The following is a 21,754-nucleotide window of genomic DNA, read 5'->3' as shown; positions in this document are numbered from 1 at the left end:
TCCTTCAGCGCAGGAACGACTTCTTGATCGAGGCGCCCAGCGTGTATTTCGGGTCCACCATGTTGCCGAGCCGCACCCGCCCTGCCTGAGTCAACAGCATGTAGGCCTCGATCTCATCAAAGCCGTAATCGGCCGCCATCCAGCGGCACAGCTCGCGGTAGGCAATGCGCGCAGCATCTTCCATCGGTCGCGCCGAGCCGATCGTCATGATGAACTCTTCGGTCTCAAGCCGCGGCCAGGCAATGGTCCAGCCCTTGATCAGGTCGATCTGAACGGTCGTCACGGTGGGATGCTCGATCGCAACGCCGCAGAGTTCGCCGTCGCCCTGCGCGGCATGGCAATCACCGAGATAAAGCAGAGCACCCTTGGTGTTGACCGGCAGATAGATCACGGCGCCGACGCCGACGTCGGGCAGATCCATGTTGCCGCCATAATAGTCCGGCTGCAGCGACGAGATCGCCTCGATCTCAGGCGATGTGCCGATCGTGCCGATGAACGGCTCATAAGGCAGCGTTATCTTGTCGTTCCATTTTGTGCCTGTCTTCGCATCGATCTCGAGCTTCTTCACCCGCTCGGGCAGTGCCGGATTCAAGAGCGCCGTCTGGCCGGTCCCGACCAGGCCACCGAACTCAGGCATGATGACAGTGGTTCCGCGCGGTTGTGGCCCGCGCGGAACGATGCTCTCGATATAGACCGCAAGCGCGTCGCCTTTTTCCGCACCGTTGACCCAGATCGGTCCGTTCTGGGGGTTGAGAAAGGGAAAATTGAGAATCTTGGAGGGGCTGTCGGTCTCGTGCTTGATCTTCCCCTCGAACGCGTCATGCGTTTCGGCGGAGACCGCCGCGCCGGGATCGACCGTCAACACCGGCTTGGCGTAGGGGCCATAGACATAATGATATGTCCCCTGGTCGGCCTCGGTGATCATGTGGTGAATGCCGCGCTTGCCCTTGGCGACGCCCTTCTGCGCCATGATGGAGTTTTCTTGCCATGCCATTGGTCGTCTCCTCTGTTATCGCTGGGACTTTCACACCGCGAGATGTCGGCGCATTTCGGTCTCGTCGTTGAGCGCGTCGCGATCCAGGCTCGCAACGATGCGGCCCTTGTCCATGACATAGCAGCGCTGCGCCATGGCGCGGATCATGTCGAGATTCTGCTCGACCAACATGATCGTTACGCCGGTCTTCCGGTTGAGCTCGACTATGTTCTGTGCAATCTCCTGGACGATGTTGGGCTGGATGCCTTCGGACGGCTCGTCGAGCAGGATCAGATTGGGACCGGCGATCAGGACACGCGCTATCGCGAGCTGCTGCTGCTGGCCGCCGGACATGGTGCCCGCACGCTGGCTCCATCGTTCGGCAAGGATTGGAAAGGCCTCCAGGACCTGTCGCCGGCCGTCCTCGGGGATGTCGCCTTTGATCGCCGCACCGACAGCGATGTTCTCGCCCACGGTCAGCCGCGGAAAAACGTCGCGCCCCTGCGGCACATAGCCGATGCCGAGCCGCGCCCGCTTGTGCGCCGGCAACTGCTCGATCGCTTCACCCTGATAGACGATCGAGCCGCTCATCGCCGGGACCAGCCCGATCAGGCTCTTCATCAGCGTGGACTTACCGACGCCGTTACGGCCGATCACGGCGACGATCTCCCCTTCCCGCACCTCCAGTTCAAGGCCTTGCAGCACGGGCTTGCCGCCATAGCCGGCCCGCAGGCCGAGCGTGGCGAGGATGACTTCCTTACGCATGCGCCTGCCCCAGATAGATAGCCGCGACGCGTTCGTCAGCGATGATCTGATCGATCGAGCCCTGCGCGAAGACCTGGCCGAGATGCAGCACGGTCACCCGCCGCGCAACCTGGCGCACGAAAGCCATGTCGTGCTCGATGGCAAGCACCGTCATGCCCTCCGCGTTCAGCCGCTGCACCATCTCGCCGGTCAAATGCGTCTCCTCCGGCGACATCCCCGCGGTCGGCTCGTCGAGCAGCAAGAGACGCGGCTTCAGGCTGATCGCCATGCCAATCTCCAGCCACTGCTTCTGACCGTGACTTAAGTTGCCGGCTGTCTGTCCCTGCTCGGCCTCAAGGCCGAGAAACGACAGCAGACGATCGATTTCCTGCTCGAGTGCGACGCCGCGATGCCGGCTCTGCAGAGCAATCTCCAGGTTCTGACGAGCCGAAAGGCCCTTGAACACGCCCGGCACCTGGAATTTGACCGAAAGGCCGCGGTGAATGCGCGCGAACGATTTGAGCGCGGTGATGTTCTCGCCCGCGAAATAGATATCGCCGCTGCCCGGGTGATATTCGCCAAGGATCAGCCGGAACAACGTGCTCTTACCGGCGCCATTCGGTCCGATCAGGCAGTGGATCTCGCCGGTTTCGAGCGCGAGATTGACCGAATTGGTTACGTGCAGGCCGCCGAAATGCTTGTTGAGCCTCCGGAGTTCGAGTAGCGCCATCGGCTATTTCCCTTGGATTCGGCGTGTGGCGAGCCGCGACAACTGGTTCATGACCGCGAGCACAAGCCCACCCGGCGCAATCAGCACAGTCAGCACCAACAGCGCGCCCATGAACACCAGCGCATATTGGCTGCCGTAGATCGTGAGCGCTTGAAAGACCGCAAGCACCAGCAATGTCCCGATCAAGGTCGAGGTGAGATCGCTGCGTCCGCCCACCGCCACCCAGATCAGCGGCAGCGCGGCTGCCGTCATGCCCATGCTCGAGGGCGTGATGTACTGACCCCACGCGGTGTAGAGGACGCCCGAAAGCGCCGCGAGCGCCGCCCCGATGACGAAGGTGACGAGCTGATACTTTCTGACGTCATAGCCGAGCATCTCGGCACGCTCGGGATTCTCCCGGATCGCCACGATGACGTTGCCGAAAGCCGAATTCATCAGGACACGCAGGCCCAGATAGACCAGCACCAGAAGCCCCAGGACGAGGTAATAAAGTCCGACGTCGGCGAACAGCACGATGTCGCCGCCGGACCAGGGGATCGTCAGCGGGGGCATCGCACTCATGCCGTTGAAGCCGTTGAGACGCGCGACACCGATATGCCATTCGGGGCCTGCAGTCTGAGCCATGAAGCGTTCGAGCGTCAGCGTCACGGCGAGCGTCACGATGCCGAGGAAAACGCCGGCGATGCGACCGAAGAACATGAAATAGCCGAGCAGCATCGCGAACAACGCAGCAATGCCGACCGCGAGCAACAGCGCGATCAACGTGAAGCCATAGGCCGCGCCGAAATTGAGAGTGAGGATCCCGTATCCGTAACCGGCAATACCGAAGAATGCGGTTTGTCCGAAGCTGAGCGAGCCCCCATAGCCCCAGATCAAGCAGAGGCTGAGCGCGATGAATACCCAGACGAAGAAATAGACGGTGTTGCCGACGGTATAACCGTCGGTAAGCAGTGGAAAGGCGCAGGCAACCAGCAGCACAAGCGCAAACATCGTCCAGAACGCCGGCCCCCGACCGATCGTCTGTGGACCTTCGAGGCGGCGAAAGAGAACAAGCAGGCGGTTCATTGCCGCGAAATCCTTCAGGTGCGCTCGCGCAGCACGAAACCGGAGATGCCCTTCGGCAAAACCCGGACGACGATGATCACGGCCACCAGCAAGCCGATCTGCCCGAACAATTGTCCCTGCCAGGACGTCATGGCCGACTTGACCACCGCGAGCACGCCGCCGGCCGGCGCCGTGCCGAGGAAGACGTCGGCGCCGCCGATCACCACAGTGACGAACGCTTCCATGATGAAGGTCGCGCCCATGGTAGGCACCAGCGTCATGGTCGGCGCGTACAGACCGCCGGCGAGGCCCGCGAGCCCGGCGCCGCACGCAAAAGTCAGGCTGTAGATCAGCCGTGTATCGACCCCGAGCGCGGCGGCCATGTGCGGCACTTGGATGGTGGCGCGAGCGAGGACGCCGAAACGTGTCCAGTTGAACAGCGCATAAAGGCCGCCAAGCACGCCGAGCGCTGCCAGAAACAGGACGATGCGGTAGATGGAATAGGAATATTGCCCGACTTGAAAGCTGCCGAAGGGCGTCCCGACCCCGGCCATGCTGGAGCCGATCATGATCAACGTCCCCTGGGTTGCGATCAGGCTCAGTCCCCAAGTTGCCACGATGGTGTCGAGCGGTCTGTCGTAAAGATGCCGGATCACGAGGCGCTCTACCAGCACGCCAACTAGCGCCGAGACGAGGGCACCGCACAGGATGGCAAGCGGCAGCGGCAGTCCCGCATGGACGGTGGATGCGGTGACGTAGGCCCCGCACATGATGAACTCGCCATGTGCGAGGTTGATCACCCCCATCATGCCGAAGATCACGGCAAGGCCGCATGCCGACAGCACCAGAAACGCGAAAGCGTCGCCAAACTGATAGAGTGCAGAAAACGCGAGGGTCGCTATATCCATGGACCAGCCGGGAAGATGCGGATTCGGAAAGGTGCGAGTGCTTCTCTTGCGGACCTCGCCCCGGCGCCGAGGGAGAGAAAGGAGGCGCCGAGGCGATCCCCTTTAAGATTTCGGCGGCGGATTCGAGGGCGTGTATTGCGTCGTCGGATCCTTCTTGGTCAGATCGCAGCCCGCTTCGCCGAGCCAATAGGGCTTGATATCCTTCCACACCTTCGGGAACGTAATCGCGTGATCCGCGCCCACCTTGGCGAGATAGATGGTGTGCGACATGTGCTGGCTTTTCGGATCGATGCAGACCTTGCCTTCCGGCGCATCCATGCAGAGATCGCCGAGCGCGATCACCTTGCGGATGTCATCCCGCTTGGTCGATTTCGCCCGTTCCACCATCTGCTTGTAGAGATAGACGGCGAGGTAGGAGTTCTCGGCCTCCTGGTTCACGTAAGGCTCGCTCGGGAATTTCGCCTTAAACTTGGCGTAGAACGCCTTGCTCTCGGGGGTATCAATCTCCTCGATGTAGTTGGTCGTGACGTACATGTCCTTCAGGCTCGGCGGCTTGAAGCGCTTGTGCTCATAGCCCTGCCCGACATTGACGGACGACGCCATCGGCAGGTTCACGTTGGCGGACGCCGCTTGCTCGTAATATGAGGCCTGCGCTGTGCCGACGAGCAGCGTCACCACGAAGTCCGGCTTTGCCTTCTGAATGTTCTGGATGCTCTGTGAGAACTGCGATACGCCGAGCGGGATGAACTCCTCGCCCACCATCTGACCCCCGTTCTCCTTGACGATGTTGCGGACCCACTCGGCCGAGATCTGACCGAAATTGTAGTCTGCGGCCAGCGTGTAGACCTTCTTGCCATAGGTCTGCATCATGTAGGGAATGAGCGTGGAGAACTGCTGCTCCGGCACGGCTCCAGTGACGATCATATGGCCGTCGCAGACGCCGCCTTCGTACTGGTTGTTGTAGAATGCAAAGCCATTGAATTGATCGACGATCGGACGATAGGCCTCGCGCGAGGCAGACGAGAACCCCGCAAACACCACGTCCACCTTGTCACGCTGCAGAACGCGCCGCATGAATTCCTGATAGCGCGTGTTGTCGGACTGCGTGTCGTAAACCACGAGCTGCAGCGGCCGGCCGGCAATACCGCCGGCCTTGTTGATCTCATCGGCCGCAAGCTGGATGGCGTGGACCTTGCCGATGGTGGCGAGCGCGAAGTCGCCGGACTGGTCTTCAAGCACGCCGAGCTTGATGGGGTCTGCAGCGAAGCCTGCGCTGGAAGCAAGGACAAGCGTCCCCGTGAGGGCTGCGGCGTGCAGCCCCCGCAATGAATTTCTACTCATGTCGGTCTCCTACATCGCTCGCTTATTGCCGCCTTGCAGCGTCGTGCTGGTCGTACGGCAGGAAATATCGGGCGGCCTTGCCCGTTTGCTTAGAAGCTCCTCGCAATAGAGTTCCAGGTTCTGCCGCGCGCGCATGCTTTCACGCCGGAGCTGGGAATAGGCGGCGTCCTCGTCGAGCCCACCCTGCATCAACAGGATGATCGCCCGCACCACCGCGCGGCGCCCACGGCGACGCTCCTCCAGGTCCTGCAGGCGCGCATACATGTCGCTGCGCAGCAGGAACTGATTGACCCCCATGAAGAGGGCCGTGTAGACGGCCCCGCCATGCACAGGCTTGCGCAGGAATGAGGTGGCGCCGAGATTGACCAGCGCTTTGAGCCGGCTCGGCGCCTCGACACCAACGAGCCCAATCACCGGCACCGGGGGCAGGCACGAGCCGGGATTGACCTCGATCGCCAGCGCGCCGTCGAGGTCGCCATCGATGAAGAGAATATCCCGTTCAGGCTGCAGGCCCGCCACATCGACCTGCACACGGCCGGCAACGATCTCGGGATATTCGCTGGAAACGCCGAGCTTGGCGAGCGTCGTCTCGAGCGCACCTTCCCATCCGCTGCGCTTGGCGACGATGATCGCGCGGCCGCCTTTGAAATTCTGAAGCGGTCGGAAATTCATGATTGCACCACTCTCAGCGTCGGGGAGCGCATGGCGACTGCAAATCGGGGCGAGGACTGGACGAGATACGGATCAGGCGCGACCGGGCCGCGCGCTTCGAGCAACACCTCGAACTGACCATTGGCCAATGACCTTCCAATTCGGGGCGTCAGCCACGCGTGATAGGTCTGCGGATCGATGCGTACCTCGCCTTGCGGCGCCACCAGCCGCTGGTTGGCGACGGCCGAGCGCACGGCGCGTGCGTCGTCGGTGCCTGCCTGTTGCAGGGCTGCGGCGAGAAGCTTGACCGCGATATAGGAAGCCTCGGCGTCGGCTGATGACGCCGGTCCGTCCGGAAATGCCTTGGCATAAGCGCTGATGAACGTCGCGTTGGCCTGCGATTGCAGCGAGGAAAAATAGACGCTGGAGCTCAAATGACCGTCAATCGCGTCGCGGCCTATTTCGGAAAGCTCCGGCTCCGACAAGGTGCAGCTCACGACCGGAATCTCGTTGGCCTGGTCAATGCCGCGCGCACGGCATGCGGCCCGAAAGGCGCGGAAAAAGGCGTAGGCGCTGGTGCCGATCAGATTGTTGAAGACGAAATCAGGACGCTCGCGAAGGATCGCCGCTATCACCAGGTCGAACTCCGTATCACCCACCGACAGATAGCGCTCGGCGATGACCACGCCGCCGCGCGCAGTCAGCGCCTCGCGAAAGATCCGGTTGTTTTCCCAGGCCCAGATGTAGTTGGAGCCGACACAGAAGGCGCGGACGCCGGCACGCGGCGCCAGATAATCGACGAGAGGTAACACGTGCTGATTGGGCGACGCACCGGTGTAGATCACGTTATCGGAGCTCTCGAAGCCCTCGTAGTGCGATGGATACCAAAGCAGCCCATCGAACTTTTCGAAGCAGGGAATGACCTCCTTTCGGCTCGACGATGTATAGCAGCCGACGACATGGCGGATACCGCTGCCGAGAAGCTCGCAACTGAGCTCGCGATAGCGCGAAAGATCACCAGCGGGATTGACTACGACCGGCTCAAGCGCCGCGGTGTCTCGGCTTTCCGCAACTTCGCGAACGGCCAGCAATGCTCCGTTCAGCATCGAACGCGCGACGACGCTGTAGGATCCCGTCGTCGAGAACATCACGCCGATACGGTAGGAGCCGCGCGCCATTCGCCTCAATCCAAACAAAAAACGCCCGTCGGCCATCAGGCCGAGGGCGTCCTCGCCACCAACCAAACACGCAGCTAATGCGTGGCGTTGGAACTGGTTGAACTTGTCGCGTTAGTGGGCAGCCTCGCCCAACGCTTACAGTTTAGGCTCCCTTAGAACGAGTTTGATGTCAAGCGCATTGTTGGAGCGAAGCTTGCATCGATTCGCTTCTTGCTGCAGCAAAACTGTGCAACGGGCCCCCGGGGCTGCGGTCGCCAGCGTACTCTTTTCAGATCCAAGGGATCAGGTACTGAGGCCGTATCGCGGAACGCAAAAGATGACAACGACAACTCCTAAGAATTCGAGATCGTCGCTTCGATCAGTTGTCGAATGTGCGGCTCATCCGCCGCTTCAACTCTGAAACCGGCTGCATGACGATTGATATTCTAGAAGCTGCAGGCCCTAACGACTCTTTGAAGAGTGAAGAAGCGCCGGCGCCAGCTTCTCAAGGGTATCGCCCTCGCCAAAGTTCACCTCAAGTGAGATGTAAGCCGCTGCGCGAAGCACCGGCTTCTGCGGCGCAGCATGCAAAAATGAGACTGCCCATCAAGCTGAAGGAGGTCGAGAGACGCGCAGCGTCCCGGTCATCGGCTAGCCTTGCACACATCATGTGAAGCTTTGCGATGCGGCAATAAGCCCGCAGCACAGCCGGCGACCATCGTTTGGCGACATCAGGGAGGAGTGCAATGTCGAAAGGCAGTATCGGACTGATCGCATTGACGAGCCTTTTTCTTTCAGGCGCAGCTATGGCTCAGGAGAAGATTAAGGTCGGCGTCACGGCGACGCTTGAGGGCACCTATACGGTGCTCGGCGAGGATGGTATGCGCGGTTTCCAGACCGCACTCAACACCTTCGGCAAGAAGATCGGCGACAAGGAACTCGACTACGTCGTAGCCTCGACAGACGCGACGCCGGACTCGGCCGTGCGCGCGGTCCGCAAGCTGATCGAGCAGGACAAGGTGCAGATCCTGCTCTCGCCGCTATCGGGCGATGAAGGTATTGCGGTGAAGAATTTCGCAAAGACGCATCCTGAGCTGACCTTCGTGAACGCGGCCTCCGGCGCGCAGGAGACGACTTACGTCGACCCGGCACCGAATTTTTTCCGTTTCAACATGGACGGCGCGCAGTGGCAGGTGGGCCTCGGCAAATACGCCTATGAGGACAAGGGTTATCGCAAGATCGCGACCGTCGGCGAGGACTATTCCTTCGTCTACACGCAGGTGTTCGGCCTGGTGCTCGATTTTTGCGGCGCCGGCGGCCAGGTGACGAGCCGGCAATGGGTGCCGCTCGGGACCAAGGACTTTGCCTCGGTGATCGCATCACTGCCTGACGATGTCGATGCGATCTATCTCGGGCTCGGCGGCGCGGACGCAGTCAATTTCCTGAATCAATATCAGCAGGCCGGCGGCAAGGCGCACCTCATGGGCGGCTCGATCCTGGTCGACCAGACCATTCTCTCCGCCAAGGGCAGCGCCAAGAATGCGCTGATCGGCACGATCGCTGCAAGCGGCCAGGCCGACACCTGGGACGATCCGGGTTGGCAGAAATTCGTCAAGGCCTATCAGGATTCCTTCCCGCCGGAGAAGCGCTTCCCGAGCCCGTCCCTGCTCGCGACAAACTACTATGACGCGACTATGGCGCTGATCCTGGCGCTGCGCCAGGTCAATGGCGACCTCAGCAACAACCAGGAAAAGCTGAAGACGGCGCTTGCCAAGCTCGAGATCGATGCGCCCAACGGCAAGATCAGGCTCGATTCCAACCGCCAGGCAATCGGCACGAACTTCGTGACCGAAGTGGTCGACGACGGCAAGGGCGCGCTGTTTTCCAAGGTCGTCAAGGTGATTCCAAATGTGAACCAGACGCTTGGCTACGATCCTGCGGTGTTTGCCAAGATCGGTCTGCCCAGCCGCACGGTCCCGGAGTGCAAGAAGTACTGACCTATTTTGCACTTGCGAGCGGACGACCGCGAGAAGGGCGATAGGTCTGCGCTCTGCACTTGCATTCCCTCCCCGGATATTGAACGCTGTAAAAAACAAAAACATCCAGCGGGAGGGAGGGGCATGAGCCGTGCGCTCGCCGTCTTCCACGGCCGCTTCGGCCGCGCGACGGTGTACCAGTTGAACCGGCCCTTCAACGTGCATGCGCATCGTGAAGGGCATCTGATCTTTCACGTCGGCGGCACTCCGGCGCAAATCGACGTTTGCGACAAACGTCATCTGCTGGCGGACGATTCCGTCGTCGCTGTCAATCCCTGGGAGCCGCATAATTTCGTTCCCACCGACACAGACAGCGGCGCAATCTTCTTTGTGCTTTATGTCAATTGGGAATGGTTCGCCCCAAGCGCGGCCAACGCGAACGGGCTGCGTTTCGGCCGCACCTCCTTCAAGCGAACACATAGCCTTAGGAAGCAGATCAGACACACGGCCGCGCTTGTCTGCGGCGCGCCTTCGCTAAGCACCCTCGACAGCGAACTTCGCCAGCTAATCGACATCTGCCACGCCGAGAGCTGGTTCCAATCCGCGCCAACCCAGGACATCAAGGCGGCGGCAGCCGTTACGGATTTTCGCGTGCGCAAATCCATCAAGCTCATGTCGGAAGGCCTCGGCGCCGAGATCGAACTCGACACCATCGCCCGCGAATCCGGTCTGTCGCGCCCACACTTCTATCGGTTGTTCCGGACACAAACGGGTATTACGCCCAACCTCTATCTGAATACGCTGATCATGGAGCACGCGCTGGACTCGCTGGTTGCGACCGAGACCCCAATCGCCGACATCAGCGTCGATCTCGGTTTCTCGTCCCAGAGTGCGTTCACCCGCTTCTTTGCCGCCAATGTCGGGCTGGCGCCGACCGAATACCGGCGCGCAGCCAAGGTCTTGCGGCCCTGACGATGCTTTTCGAAAAGATACTGAGGATCAAACGCCCGGCTTGCGATCACGCTAGGATGTGCAGAACGCGACCCGAAAGAGGTCGCCACCAGCGGGAGGATGCACGTCCATGGCGAGGCGAGCAGCCGATTGCTTTGCGCCTGACCGAGGCAGCGAGGCTCGCGCGAGCGCTATCTCGGCGAACGGGCGGTGCCCGTGACCAGGTTCATCGAACGCCATCCGGCCTGGGCGCTGATCGGGATCCTTGCGGTCGCGATCCTGCTCTGGCTGATCTTCGCGGTCTGGCCGCCGGGCCTTGAAGAGGCGATCGGCAGGAAGAAGGTCTTTCTCAACGCCGTCTTCAACGGCATCACGCTTGGCGGGCTTTATTTCCTGGTCGCCAGCGGTTTCACCCTGATCTTCGGGCTGATGCGCAACGTTAATCTGGCGCATGGCTCGCTCTACCTGTTCGGCGGCTATGTCGGCTACATCATCAGCAGCTCGACCGGCTCGTGGATCCTGGGCTTCATCGTCGCCTTCACTATCGTCGCGCTGGTCGGGATCCTGCTGCAGATCGTCGTCTTCCGCCGCATGGAGGGCCAGGATCTGCGGCAGACGATGGTGACCATCGGTCTTTCGATCGTGTTTGCCGACCTGATGTTGTGGGCCTTCGGCGGTGACTTCTACCAGATCCAGACGCCGAGCTGGTTGATCGGCCCCGTGGAGATTCCGCTTGTCACCGCGGTGCGCTCCTCGGGCGAAGCGATCTATCTGCAATATCCACTGGTGCGGATCGTCATCTTCCTGGCCTCGATCGTGATCGGGGTCGGCATGTGGCTTGCGCTCAACCGCACCCGCATCGGCATGATCATCCGCGCCGGCGTCGATGACCGCGATATTCTCGCTGCCACCGGCGTGCGCATTCAGCTCGTGTTCGTCCTCGTCTTTGCGCTTGGCGCCGGTCTTGCAGGAATCGCGGGCGTCGTCGGCGGGACGTTTTCATCGCTTTCGCCCGGCGAGGATACGCGCTTTCTGCTGGCGTCGCTTGTGGTGGTGATTGTCGGCGGCATGGGTTCGATACCGGGGGCGGCGCTTGGCGCGCTGATCATCGGGCTGGCCGAGCAACTCGGCTCGGTCTACATCCCGACCTATGCAATCGTCGTGACCTTCCTGATCATGGTCCTGGTGCTGGCGCTGCGGCCGCAGGGCTTGCTGGCGAGGCGGTGACATGTCGCTAAGCCACGGCGCCCACGCTCACGCGACCCCGCCTACGATTGCGGCGCGCCCATCCATCCGCACCTGGCCGGAGATCAACAATCCGGCCGCCTGGATCGTTGCCACCCTTCTGCTGATCATGCCGCTGATCGCCAACGGCTTCTTCCTGATCGAGATCTTCGCCACCACGCTGATCCTCGGAATTGTCGCGCTCAGCCTGATGTTTCTCGCAGGCTATGGCGGCATGGTAAGCTTGATGCAGCTCACCATCGCAGGCTTTGCCGGCTACATGTATGCCATCTTCGGCACGAGCGCGAGCGCGAACATCAGCCTGGGCTGGCCCTGGTGGCTGGCAACACCGATGGCACTGGCGCTCGCAACCATTTTCGGCACGCTTGGTGGCGCGCTGGCGGTCCGTACCGCTGGCATCTACACCATCATGATCACGCTCGCGATCGCCGCAGCCTTCTTCTATTTCACCAACCAGAACTGGCCGCTCTTCAATGGTCACACTGGCATCAACACCATCGCAACTCCGCACTTCTGGGGCGTCGACTGGCGCGCCGACATACCATTCTATTATGTGGTGCTCGCGGTTGCGGCGCTCTGCTACTTCGCGATCGAATATCTGTCGCGTGCCCCGTTTGGGCTTGCGCTGCAAGGGGTGCGCGATAATCCGCGCCGCATGGCCGCGCTCGGCTTCAATGTCAACGCGCATCGCGTCGCGGCCTACGCTTTCGCCTCTTTCGTCGCCGCGCTCGGCGGCATACTGCAGGTCTGGAACTACAGGCAGATCGCACCGGGCTCGGTCAGCGTCGGGGCCGCCATCGACATCCTGATCATCGCCGTCGTCGGCGGCATCACGCGGCCGATTGGGCCGTTCATCGGTGCCTTCATCTTCGTCATCCTGCGCACCTTCGCGCTCGACTTCCTGGTCAGGATCGGGCTGGACGGCAACCGCTTCCGCCTTCTGATCGGGCTTGGCTTCCTTGCCATCGTGTTCTGGTCCTCCGATGGAGTAATCGGGCTTTGGGAGCGCTGGAAGCGCAGCCGATCCGCTTCGGTCGGCACAAGCAGGCGTCACGGCCATGGATAGCTTCGCACAGCGTCTCTCGGCCGTCGGCGCCGGAGCTGCACTCGAGCTTCGCGGCGTCACTCGGATGTTCGGCGCGCTCGCCGCGCTGACCGACGTCACAATCACCGTGAGGCCGGGTGAGCGGCGCGCGGTGCTCGGCTCGAACGGCGCCGGCAAGACCACGCTGTTCAACTGCATCACAGGCGACTTCCCGCCCTCCTCCGGCACTATCCGCTTCTTCGGCGAGGACATCACGCATTTCCCGCCCTATGAGCGTATCCGCCGCGGCCTGCGCCGCACTTACCAGATCTCCGCCCTGTTTCCCGGGCTTACAGTGCAGGACAATGTCTATCTCGCCTGCCGCGGCGTTTCGCGCGGACGCTTTTCCATGCTGCGTCCCAGCCAGAACGATGCGCTGATGCAGTCGGCCGAAGCGCTGGTCCAGGCCGTGCATTTGAGCGCGGTCAAGGATCAGCGCGTCGCCGAGCTTGCGCACGGACAGCAGCGCCAGCTCGAAATCGCCCTCGCCCTCGCCGGCGCGCCGCGCTTCATCCTGTTCGACGAACCGGCGGCGGGGCTGTCGCCCACGGAGCGACTGGAGCTGATCGAGATCCTGACCGCGCTGCCCGCCCATATCGGCTACATCATCATCGAGCACGACATGGATGTGGCACTGCGCGTGGTCGAGAACGTCACGATGATGCACAACGGCCGCATCTTCAAGGAAGGCCTGCCGCGCGAGATCGAATCCGATCCGGAGGTGCAGGAACTCTATCTCGGAGGCGGCCATGAATGATGTCCGCCGCTCCTCCGTGCCCGCGCTCGAGGTGAAGGGCCTCGACGTCTATTACGGCCATTCGCATGCGCTGCAAGGGATCAACCTGACGCTCGATCGCGGCGTATTCTCGGTGGTCGGCCGCAACGGCATGGGCAAGACGACGCTGTGCAACGCCATCATGGGGCTGCTGAGCCCGAGCGGCGGTTCGGTGCGCGTGCGTGGCGAAGATATCACTGGCTTGGCGCCGGCGGCGATCGCGCGGTTTGGCATTGGCTATGTCCCGCAAGGACGGAGGCTGTGGCGCTCGCTCAGCGTCGACGAGCATTTGCAGCTCGCCGCAGGGATTAGGCGCGGACCCTGGACGGTCGAGCGCATCTACGAGACTTTCCCGCGCCTTGGCGAGCGCAAGAACCATAGCGGCGGCCAGCTCTCCGGCGGCGAGCAGCAGATGCTGGCGATCTCGCGCGCGCTTCTGACGAATCCGCATCTCCTGATCATGGATGAACCGACAGAGGGTCTCGCGCCCGTGATCGTCGCCCAGGTCGAGGAGATGCTGGTGCGGCTCGGCGAGGACGGCGACATCTCCGTGCTGGTGATCGAGCAGAATATCGGAGTGGCGACAGCCGTGTCGCGCAACGTCGCGGTCATGGTCAACGGACGTGTCAACCGCATCATCGAGTCCGAGCGGCTTGCCGCCGACCGTGACCTGCAACAGCGCCTGCTCGGCGTCGGGCTGCATGCGGACATCGATCCGGATATTGCGGCCGAGCCGCAGCGGGCCGAGACGGACCGCGCGCCGCAGCCCGCGCGCCCCAAAGGACCTGTTCGCGTCTATATCTCCAACCCCACGCTGCCGACGCGCTGGTCGCAACCGGTGCCGATCGCTCGGATTGAGGCCGCGGCACGGACGCTCTCGACCGGCGTAGCGCGCATCGAGGAGGTGCGGCAGCGACGCGAAGCACCGCTTGCCCAGACATCCGGACCGCCGGTCGTGTTGATCGCCGGAACGCTCGACACCAAGGGTACCGAGCTGCGCTACATCCGCGACATCATCGCCGCAAGTGGGCTGCGAACGCGGCTCGTCGATCTCTCGACCAGCGGCAAGCCGTCGACCTGCGACATCACGGCGCAGGAAATCGCGCTCAATCACGGGCGCGGCGGCGCGGCCGTGTTCGGTCACGATCGCGGTGCCGCGGTAACAGCGATGGCGGAAGCCTTTGCGAATTGGGTGCGCCGCCAGGGCAATATCGCCGGCATTATCTCGGCCGGCGGCTCGGGCGGCGCCTCGCTGGTCGCCCCCGGGATGCGCGCCCTGCCCGTCGGCGTACCGAAGCTCATCATTTCGTCAGTCGCCTCGGGCGATGTCGGCCCCTATGTCGGGCCTGCCGACATCACCATGATGTATTCGGTGACCGACGTGCAGGGGCTGAACTCGATCTCGCGCGCGGTGCTTGCCAACGGCGCCAATGCGCTGGTCGGCATGGTAAAGGCCCGGCTCGATCAGCGCGCGGGCTTTGAGCGCAACGCGGGCACGACGCTTCCCGCGGTCGGGATCACCATGTTCGGCGTAACGACGCCGGCCGTGCAGAAGATCGCAGCCGATCTCCACGACGAGTTCGAATGTCTGGTGTTTCACGCCACCGGCGTCGGCGGCCGTTCGATGGAGAAGCTCGTCGAATCGGGTCAGCTCGCCGCAGTGATCGACCTCACTACGACCGAGGTCTGCGATCTCCTGATGGGCGGCGTGTTTCCGGCAACTGAAGATCGCCTCGGTGCGATCATCCGAAAACGCGTGCCCTATGTCGGCGCCACGGGCGCGCTCGACATGGTCAATTTTGGCGCGCCGGACACCGTCCCCGAGCGTTACGCCAAGCGCAAATTCCATGTCCACAATCCTCAAGTCACCTTGATGCGGACCACGCCGGAGGAGAACGAGCGCATGGGGCGCTGGATCGGCGAACGGCTCAACCAGATGGACGGCCCGGTGCGCTTCTTCCTGCCGGAGGGTGGCGTGTCCGCGCTCGATGCGCCGGGCCAGCCGTTCTGGGACCCGGAAGCAGATGCAGCGCTGTTTCGCGCGCTGGAGCGCACGGTGCGCCAGACCAGCACCCGCCAGCTCATTCGTGTCAGGCACAACATCAACGATCCCGAGTTCGCCGTCGCCATTGTCAGCACGTTCCGAAGCCTGCTCGGGCGCGCAGGCGGACGGCGTAGGGCGGCGAGGTATAACCATGGCCATGTTTGAACGCGGAGAAGTCCTGGAGAAATTTCACGACATGGTCGCCCGCGGCCAGCCGATCGTTGGCGGCGGCGCCGGCACCGGTCTCTCGGCCAAATGCGAAGAGGCCGGCGGCGTCGACCTCATCGTCATCTACAACTCGGGGCGCTATCGCATGGCCGGACGCGGTTCGCTCGCCGGGCTCATGCCGTACGGCGACGCCAACGCCATCGTGGTCGAAATGGCGGCGGAGGTGCTGCCCATCGTGACCAAGACGCCGGTGCTCGCGGGTGTCAATGGCACCGATCCGTTCCGCGACATGGATCTCTTCCTCGACCAACTGAAGGCGCTCGGCTTTTCGGGCGTGCAAAACTTTCCGACCGTCGGGCTGATCGACGGCACCTTCCGCGCCAATCTCGAGGAAACCGGCATGTCATACGCGCTCGAAATCGAGATGATCGCGAAAGCGCATGAGAAGAACATGCTGACGACGCCCTACGTGTTCACCGAGAAGGAAGCCGCGGCGATGGCGATTGCCGGGGCCGACATCATCGTCTGCCATCTCGGCCTCACGACAGGCGGATCGATCGGCGCGCACACGGCGCTGAAGCTGGAAGACTGCCCGAAGCGCATCGACACCTGGGCTGCCGCGGCGCTGAGCATCAATCCAAAGATCCTCGTGCTCGCGCATGGCGGCCCGATCGCCGATCCCGAGCATGCCGATTTCATCATGAAGAACACCCGCCATTGCCACGGCTTCTATGGCGCCTCCTCGATGGAGCGGCTGCCGGTAGAGCGGGCGCTCACGGATCAAGTCCGCAAATTCAAGGCGATCGGCGTGCGCTGATCGACTCTAGAGGAGAACGACTATGTCAGGGTTTCTCATTGGTCAATTGATCCTCTGGCTGATCGTCGCGATCATTCTGATCGTGATCGGCGTCTACATCGTGAACTGGCTCTATCAACGCTCATCCAAGGAGATCTCCTTCGTCCGCACCGGCTTTCTTGGCGAACGCGTAGTGATCAATGGCGGCGCCTTCGTGCTGCCGTTCATCCACGACTACACGCCCGTCAATATGAATGTCCTGCCGATGGGCATCGTACGCGCCAAGCAGGATGCGGTGATCACCCGGGACCGCATGCGCGTCGACATCGAGGCCGACTTCTATGTTCGCGTGCAGCCGACGCGCGAAGCCGTGGCGATCGCCGCCGCCACCCTCGGCCGCCGTACCATGGAACCCGAGAAGCTGCATGCGCTCTTGTCCGGCAAATTCGTTTCTGCCATCCGCTCCGTCGCTTCCGAAATGACCATGGAGCAGATGCACGAGCAGCGCGGGGAATATGTCGCGCGCGTCAAAGCTGCGGCCGCCGAAGCCCTGGCGCTAAACGGCCTCGAGCTCGAATCAGTCGCCATCACTGATCTCGACCAGACCGATCTCGAATTCTTCAACCCGTCGAACCGTTTCGATGCCGAGGGCCTCACCCGTCTGATGGAAGACATCGAAGCCAAGCGCAAGCTGCGCAACGACATCGAACAGGACTCGATGATCAAGATCCGCTCCCGCAATCTCGAAGCCGAACGGCAGGCGCTTGAGATCGAGCGCGAGAGCGAAACCGCGCGGCTTGAGCAGGAGCGCGACATCGAGATGCGCCGCGCGTTGCAGCGCACGGAAGTGGCGCGCGAGCGCGCGTTGCGCGAGACCGAAGCCGAGCAGGCGCAGATCGCCGCGCGCGAGGCGATCGAAAAGGCTCGCATCACCAATGAGCAGGCCATCGCGGAAGCACGCATCGCCTCCGAGCGCGAAACTCGCCAGAAGGAGATCGAGCGCACACGGGCCATCGAGGAGAAGGAGCTCGTCGCGCGCGAGGAAGTGGAGAAGGCCCGGATCGCCAATCAGCGCGCCGTAGATACCGCACGCATCGCGTCCGAACGCGAGGTGCGTCAGCACGATATCGAGCGCATGCGCACGGTGGAGGAAGCCGAGATCGCCGCGCGCGAAGCGGTCGAGAAGGCGCGGATCCAGCAGGATCGCGTCGTCACAGATGCCCGCATCGCCAACGAGGAAGAGACCCGTCGTCGCGAGATTGAGCGCACCCGCATCGTCGAAGAAGCCGAAATCGCGGCGCGCGAGGCGACCGAACGGGCGCGCATCGCCCAGACCACGACGGTCAACGCAGACCGCATCGCCTCCGACGAGAAAACGCGTGCGCTCGAGATCGCGCAGGTGCGCGCTATCCAGGAAGCCGAGATCGAGGCGCAGCGCGCGGTCGAGACGGCCCGGATCGCGCGCGAGCGAGCGCTTGCCGCCGAGCGCATCTCTTCCGAACACGCGACCCGCAAGCTCGAGATCGAGCGCAATCAGGCGATCGAGGTCGCCGGCATCGCCGCGCGAGAGACTACCGAAGCCTCGCGTATCGCACTGGAGGAGCGCGTCCGCTCGCTCGAGATCGCGCGCAACCGCGCGGTCGAGGAAGCCGATATCGCGTCTCGCGAGGCTATCGAAGCCGCCCGTATCGCCCAGGAAAAGGCTGTCGCGGCCGAGCGCATCCGCGCCGAGCGGGAAACGCGATCGCTGGAGATCGAGCGAACCGAGGCAATCGAAGCCGCCGAGCTCAAGCGCCGCGACGCCATCGAGCGGCAGCGGATCGGCGTTGAATTGGCACTGGAATCCGAGCGCATCGCCTCGTCGAAGACCCGCGAAATCCTCAACATCGAGCAGAAAAAGACGATCGAGATCGCCGACGAGGAGCGCGTCATTGCACTCTCTGCCAAACGCGCCGAGCGCGTTGACGCCGACCGCCAGGTCAGACAGGCCGAGATCATGGCCCGCAAGGAGGTCGAAACCACCGACGTCTCGCGCGAGCAGGCGCTCGATGCGGCAAGGCTGGAGCGGCGCCGCGCCACCGAGCAGCTCGAAATCGCGCGCGTGCAGTCGCTGCAGGAAGCCGAGATCGCTTCGCGCGAGGAGGTCGAGCGAGCCCGCATCGCCTCCGATCGCGGGCTCGACGAGGCGCGGATCGGCCGCGAGCGTGATCTGCGCAAGCTGGAAGTCAGCCGGGAGCGTGACGTCGAGACGGCGATGATGGAAAAAGCTATCGCCATCCATCAGAAATCGCTTGAGGAGTCCGCGGCCAGAGCCGCGGCCGAGGAAGCGCGAATGCGCGCAACGGAGGCCGCCGAGCGCGTGGTGACGGCGCGGGAGAGCGAGATTGCCAAGCGGCGCAAGACGGTCGAGGTGTTGCTCGCCGAGAAACAGGCCGAGGAGACCCGCATCGGGGCAGAAGCCGAGCGTGTGCGCGCGGCGGTCGAGGCCGAAGCGCAGAGGCTGCTCAATGAGGCCGAGAACGTCCTCACCGACCAGGCCCGCTACTCGCTGTTCCGCCGAAAGCTGCTCGACCGCATCGAGGGCATCGTGCGCGAAAGCGTCAAGCCGATGGAGAAGATCGAAGGCATCCGCATCCTGCAGGTCGACGGCCTCAACGGCAATGGCCACGTCAATGGCTCTGGTCGCAGCGCAACCGACGAGGTGATCGACTCAGCGCTGCGCTACCGGGTGCAGGCGCCGCTGATCGACTCCATCCTCTCTGACATCGGCGTCGAAGGCGGCAGCCTTGCCAAGATGCCGGGCCTGATCCGCGAGGCGCGTGACATGCAAGGCATAAGGGATTCGGCCCGCAAAGGCGCGAGCGACAGCAAGGCCGTCCCGCCGTCGGCGGAGGCCGCCCCTGCCGAGGCGCCCACGGAGCGCAGCCCGCGCAAGAAAGGCTAAGGCCGTTATGGCAAGAGTCTACGTGTCCTCCGTCGTCAATGCCCGCAACGATCGCGTCTGGGCGCGCGTGCGCGACTTCAATGGTCTACCCAACTGGCACCCGGCGATTGCGGAGAGCCGGATCGAGGGCGGCGAGCCTGCCGACAAGATCGGCTGCGTGCGCGATTTTCGCCTGCGTAACGGCGATCGCATCCGTGAGAAGCTGCTTGGGCTCTCCGACTACGACATGTTCTGCACATACTCGATCCTGGAGTCGCCGATGGGGGTGGAGAACTATGTCGCGACGCTGCGGCTCACGCCGGTGACCGACGGCGACAAGACGTTCCTGGAGTGGACCGCGGAGTTCGATTGCGCGCCGGAGCGCGAGGCCGAGCTCATCAACAATATCGGCAGTGGCGTGTTCCAGGGCGGATTTGACGCGCTGAAGCGGGCATTCGGAGGCTAACCTTGCCGCATGTGGTCAAGAGCACGATCATCGACGCACCGACCGATGCGGTGTGGAATGTGCTGCGCGATTTCAACGGTCACGACCATTGGCATCCGGCGGTCGCGAGCAGCACTATCGAGCGAGCGCAGCCGTCCGACAAGATCGGCTGTGTGCGTCGGTTCAAGTTGAAGGACGGTGCGGAGCTACGCGAGCAGCTGCTGGCGCTCTCCGATCTCGAGCAGACCTTCTCTTATTGCCTGCTCGATACGCCGATCCCGATGTTCAATTATGTAGCCCATGTCCGCCTGCTCCCGGTTACCGACGGCGACCGCACCTTCTGGCACTGGGAATCGCGATTCACGACCAAGTCGGAGGACGCGCAAACCATCACTCAAATGGTCGCTGAGCAGATCTACCAGGCCGGGTTCGAGGCCATACGGGCGCATCTTAAGGAGGCCGCATGAGAGCGGATACATCATGCCGATCACGGTGAAGACATTTGGCAGCGCAGGCGAAGCCGCATCCGCGCTGTCATCGGACCGGGCCGCGCGTTACCTTGGCGGCGGCACGCTGGTCATGCGCGCCCTGAACGAAGGCGATATTTCGATTTCGACCATCGTGCGCGCCAACGATCATGCGTTGCGGCGTATCGACGCGGCGGGGCCGCGGGTGACGATCGGCGCCGGCGTGACTTTTGCAAAAATCCTTGCCGAGCGCGACCTTGCGTTCCTGCACGCCCCGGCGCGCTCGATCGGCGGACCTGCCGTGCGTAATATGGGGACGGTCGGCGGCAATCTGTTCGCGCCCAACCCTTACGGCGATTTCACAGTCGCGCTGCTGGCGCTGGATGCGACGGTTACCGTGCAGGGCGGCTTCGGCGCACGCAATGTGCCGATCGAGGAATTTCTGCAATCACGGGATCGGCAAGCCGGCAGTCTCGTCATCTCGATTTCCTGCCAGAAACCGACGAACTCGGAGGCGTTCCGCTATCGCAAGATCACGCGGATCAGGCCGAAAGGCGGGTCGGTCATCACGCTCGCGGCCTACGTGCCCCTGAGCAGTGGCCGGCTGCTCGACGCGCGCCTCGCGCTCGGCTCGATGGCACCCATGCCCATTCGCGCCAGAGCCGCCGAACGCGCGCTCGAGGGCCGCCCGCTCGATGCCTCCAGCATCAGCGCCGCTGCTTCAGCGATCACCGAAGGCACCTCGCCCGTGGACGATGCGCTGGGCAGCGCCTGGTACCGCCGCGAGATCGCTGGCGTGCATTTACGGCGCCTGTTGTCCGGCCAGGAGTAGATCCCGGAGAATAGATCTGATGTCCAAGACCGCCCTGCAATTCCGTCACAATGGTCGCGACGTCGCAATCTTCGTCGACGGCGGCACCAATCTTCTGGTCGCACTGCGCGAGTTGATCGGTGACATGACGCCGAAATTCGGCTGCGGTCAGGGCGGCTGCGGCGCTTGCAGCGTGCTCATCGACGGCGAACTTCACCTGGCCTGCCTAACACTGGCCGAGACCGTCGCAGGACGCTCGATCGAGACGCTGGATGGAATCAAGCAAGGCCCCAACCTGCATCCGCTGCAGCGCGCCTTTGCCGACAATTTTGCCGCGCAATGCGGCTACTGCACGCCGGGCATGCTGATGGCCGCAAAGGCGCTGCTCGATCGCAATCCACAGCCGAGCCGTGCCGAGGTGATTGAGGCCATTTCGGGCAACATCTGCCGCTGCACCGGTTACGAGCCGATCATCAACGCCGTGCTCGCCGCCGCAAGCAGTCGCGCCCGCGCCTAGAGGA

The 21,754-nt window shown here is 63.0% G+C and carries 20 protein-coding genes; 12 read left to right on the top strand and 8 right to left on the bottom strand.

Annotated features, from left to right (window positions below; translation table 11 throughout):
- Positions 1 to 4 precede the first annotated feature (4 nt).
- The 8 genes from F758_RS0105110 to F758_RS0105075 form a co-directional block, all read right to left on the bottom strand.
- Positions 5 to 994: an acetamidase/formamidase family protein gene (locus tag F758_RS0105110; protein ID WP_024506849.1), complete on the bottom strand. Its 990-nt coding sequence runs from the start codon at positions 992 to 994 to the stop codon at positions 5 to 7.
- Between the two features lie 30 nt (positions 995 to 1,024).
- Positions 1,025 to 1,738, bottom strand: a complete 714-nt coding sequence (locus F758_RS0105105) for an ABC transporter ATP-binding protein (RefSeq protein ID WP_024506848.1) — start codon at positions 1,736 to 1,738, stop codon at positions 1,025 to 1,027.
- Entirely contained in the window at positions 1,731 to 2,447 is a 717-nt protein-coding gene (locus F758_RS0105100) for an ABC transporter ATP-binding protein (RefSeq protein ID WP_024506847.1), read from the bottom strand. The genes F758_RS0105105 and F758_RS0105100 overlap by 8 nt, the downstream gene beginning before the upstream one ends.
- 3 nt (positions 2,448 to 2,450) lie before the next feature.
- Positions 2,451 to 3,512, bottom strand: a complete 1,062-nt coding sequence (locus F758_RS0105095; RefSeq protein ID WP_024506846.1) for a branched-chain amino acid ABC transporter permease — start codon at positions 3,510 to 3,512, stop codon at positions 2,451 to 2,453.
- Between the two features lie 14 nt (positions 3,513 to 3,526).
- Positions 3,527 to 4,399: an ABC transporter permease subunit gene (locus F758_RS0105090; protein WP_024506845.1), complete on the bottom strand. Its 873-nt coding sequence runs from the start codon at positions 4,397 to 4,399 to the stop codon at positions 3,527 to 3,529.
- Between the two features lie 102 nt (positions 4,400 to 4,501).
- Positions 4,502 to 5,740 carry an urea ABC transporter substrate-binding protein gene (locus F758_RS0105085; RefSeq protein WP_024506844.1) on the bottom strand — a complete coding sequence of 413 codons (1,239 nt, stop codon included), beginning with the start codon at positions 5,738 to 5,740 and terminating at the stop codon, positions 4,502 to 4,504.
- A 9-nt stretch (positions 5,741 to 5,749) separates the two neighbouring features.
- Positions 5,750 to 6,412, bottom strand: a complete 663-nt coding sequence (locus F758_RS0105080) for an ANTAR domain-containing response regulator (RefSeq protein ID WP_024506843.1) — start codon at positions 6,410 to 6,412, stop codon at positions 5,750 to 5,752.
- Positions 6,409 to 7,569: a transporter substrate-binding domain-containing protein gene (locus F758_RS0105075; RefSeq protein ID WP_024506842.1), complete on the bottom strand. Its 1,161-nt coding sequence runs from the start codon at positions 7,567 to 7,569 to the stop codon at positions 6,409 to 6,411. Before F758_RS0105075 ends, F758_RS0105080 begins: the two co-directional genes overlap by 4 nt.
- Before the next feature lie 725 nt (positions 7,570 to 8,294).
- Here F758_RS0105075 and F758_RS0105070 point away from each other — a divergent pair.
- The 12 genes from F758_RS0105070 (at position 8,295) to F758_RS0105015 (ending at position 21,750) form a co-directional block, all read left to right on the top strand.
- Positions 8,295 to 9,545 carry an ABC transporter substrate-binding protein gene (locus tag F758_RS0105070; RefSeq protein ID WP_024506841.1) on the top strand — a complete coding sequence of 417 codons (1,251 nt, stop codon included), beginning with the start codon at positions 8,295 to 8,297 and terminating at the stop codon, positions 9,543 to 9,545.
- 123 nt (positions 9,546 to 9,668) lie between these two features.
- Positions 9,669 to 10,496, top strand: a complete 828-nt coding sequence (locus F758_RS0105065) for an AraC family transcriptional regulator (protein WP_024506840.1) — start codon at positions 9,669 to 9,671, stop codon at positions 10,494 to 10,496.
- A 195-nt stretch (positions 10,497 to 10,691) separates the two neighbouring features.
- Positions 10,692 to 11,702 carry a branched-chain amino acid ABC transporter permease gene (locus F758_RS0105060; protein ID WP_024506839.1) on the top strand — a complete coding sequence of 337 codons (1,011 nt, stop codon included), beginning with the start codon at positions 10,692 to 10,694 and terminating at the stop codon, positions 11,700 to 11,702.
- A gap of 1 nt (position 11,703) precedes the next feature.
- Positions 11,704 to 12,786 carry a branched-chain amino acid ABC transporter permease gene (locus F758_RS0105055; protein ID WP_024506838.1) on the top strand — a complete coding sequence of 361 codons (1,083 nt, stop codon included), beginning with the start codon at positions 11,704 to 11,706 and terminating at the stop codon, positions 12,784 to 12,786.
- Positions 12,779 to 13,561: an ABC transporter ATP-binding protein gene (locus tag F758_RS0105050; protein ID WP_024506837.1), complete on the top strand. Its 783-nt coding sequence runs from the start codon at positions 12,779 to 12,781 to the stop codon at positions 13,559 to 13,561. The genes F758_RS0105055 and F758_RS0105050 overlap by 8 nt, the downstream gene beginning before the upstream one ends.
- Entirely contained in the window at positions 13,554 to 15,788 is a 2,235-nt protein-coding gene (locus F758_RS0105045) for an ABC transporter permease (RefSeq protein ID WP_024506836.1), read from the top strand. The genes F758_RS0105050 and F758_RS0105045 overlap by 8 nt, the downstream gene beginning before the upstream one ends.
- Positions 15,775 to 16,608, top strand: a complete 834-nt coding sequence (locus F758_RS0105040) for a phosphoenolpyruvate hydrolase family protein (protein WP_024506835.1) — start codon at positions 15,775 to 15,777, stop codon at positions 16,606 to 16,608. The genes F758_RS0105045 and F758_RS0105040 overlap by 14 nt, the downstream gene beginning before the upstream one ends.
- 22 nt (positions 16,609 to 16,630) lie before the next feature.
- Positions 16,631 to 19,531 carry a flotillin family protein gene (locus F758_RS0105035; protein ID WP_024506834.1) on the top strand — a complete coding sequence of 967 codons (2,901 nt, stop codon included), beginning with the start codon at positions 16,631 to 16,633 and terminating at the stop codon, positions 19,529 to 19,531.
- A 7-nt stretch (positions 19,532 to 19,538) separates the two neighbouring features.
- The gene (locus F758_RS0105030) at positions 19,539 to 19,976 is read left to right on the top strand and encodes an SRPBCC family protein (RefSeq protein ID WP_024506833.1); all 438 of its coding nucleotides are present in this window, start codon (positions 19,539 to 19,541) and stop codon (positions 19,974 to 19,976) included.
- Between the two features lie 2 nt (positions 19,977 to 19,978).
- Positions 19,979 to 20,422, top strand: coding sequence for an SRPBCC family protein (locus tag F758_RS0105025; protein ID WP_024506832.1), 444 nt, complete (start codon positions 19,979 to 19,981; stop codon positions 20,420 to 20,422).
- Positions 20,423 to 20,435: 13 nt separating this feature from the next.
- The gene (locus F758_RS0105020; RefSeq protein ID WP_024506831.1) at positions 20,436 to 21,254 is read left to right on the top strand and encodes an FAD binding domain-containing protein; all 819 of its coding nucleotides are present in this window, start codon (positions 20,436 to 20,438) and stop codon (positions 21,252 to 21,254) included.
- A gap of 19 nt (positions 21,255 to 21,273) precedes the next feature.
- Positions 21,274 to 21,750, top strand: coding sequence for a (2Fe-2S)-binding protein (locus tag F758_RS0105015; protein ID WP_024506830.1), 477 nt, complete (start codon positions 21,274 to 21,276; stop codon positions 21,748 to 21,750).
- The last annotated feature ends 4 nt before the right edge of the window (positions 21,751 to 21,754 follow it).

Origin of the sequence: Bradyrhizobium sp. ARR65 (assembly GCF_000472385.1) — a bacterium.
Lineage (GTDB): Bacteria > Pseudomonadota > Alphaproteobacteria > Rhizobiales > Xanthobacteraceae > Bradyrhizobium.
This window is presented reverse-complemented; position numbering and strand designations above follow the sequence as displayed.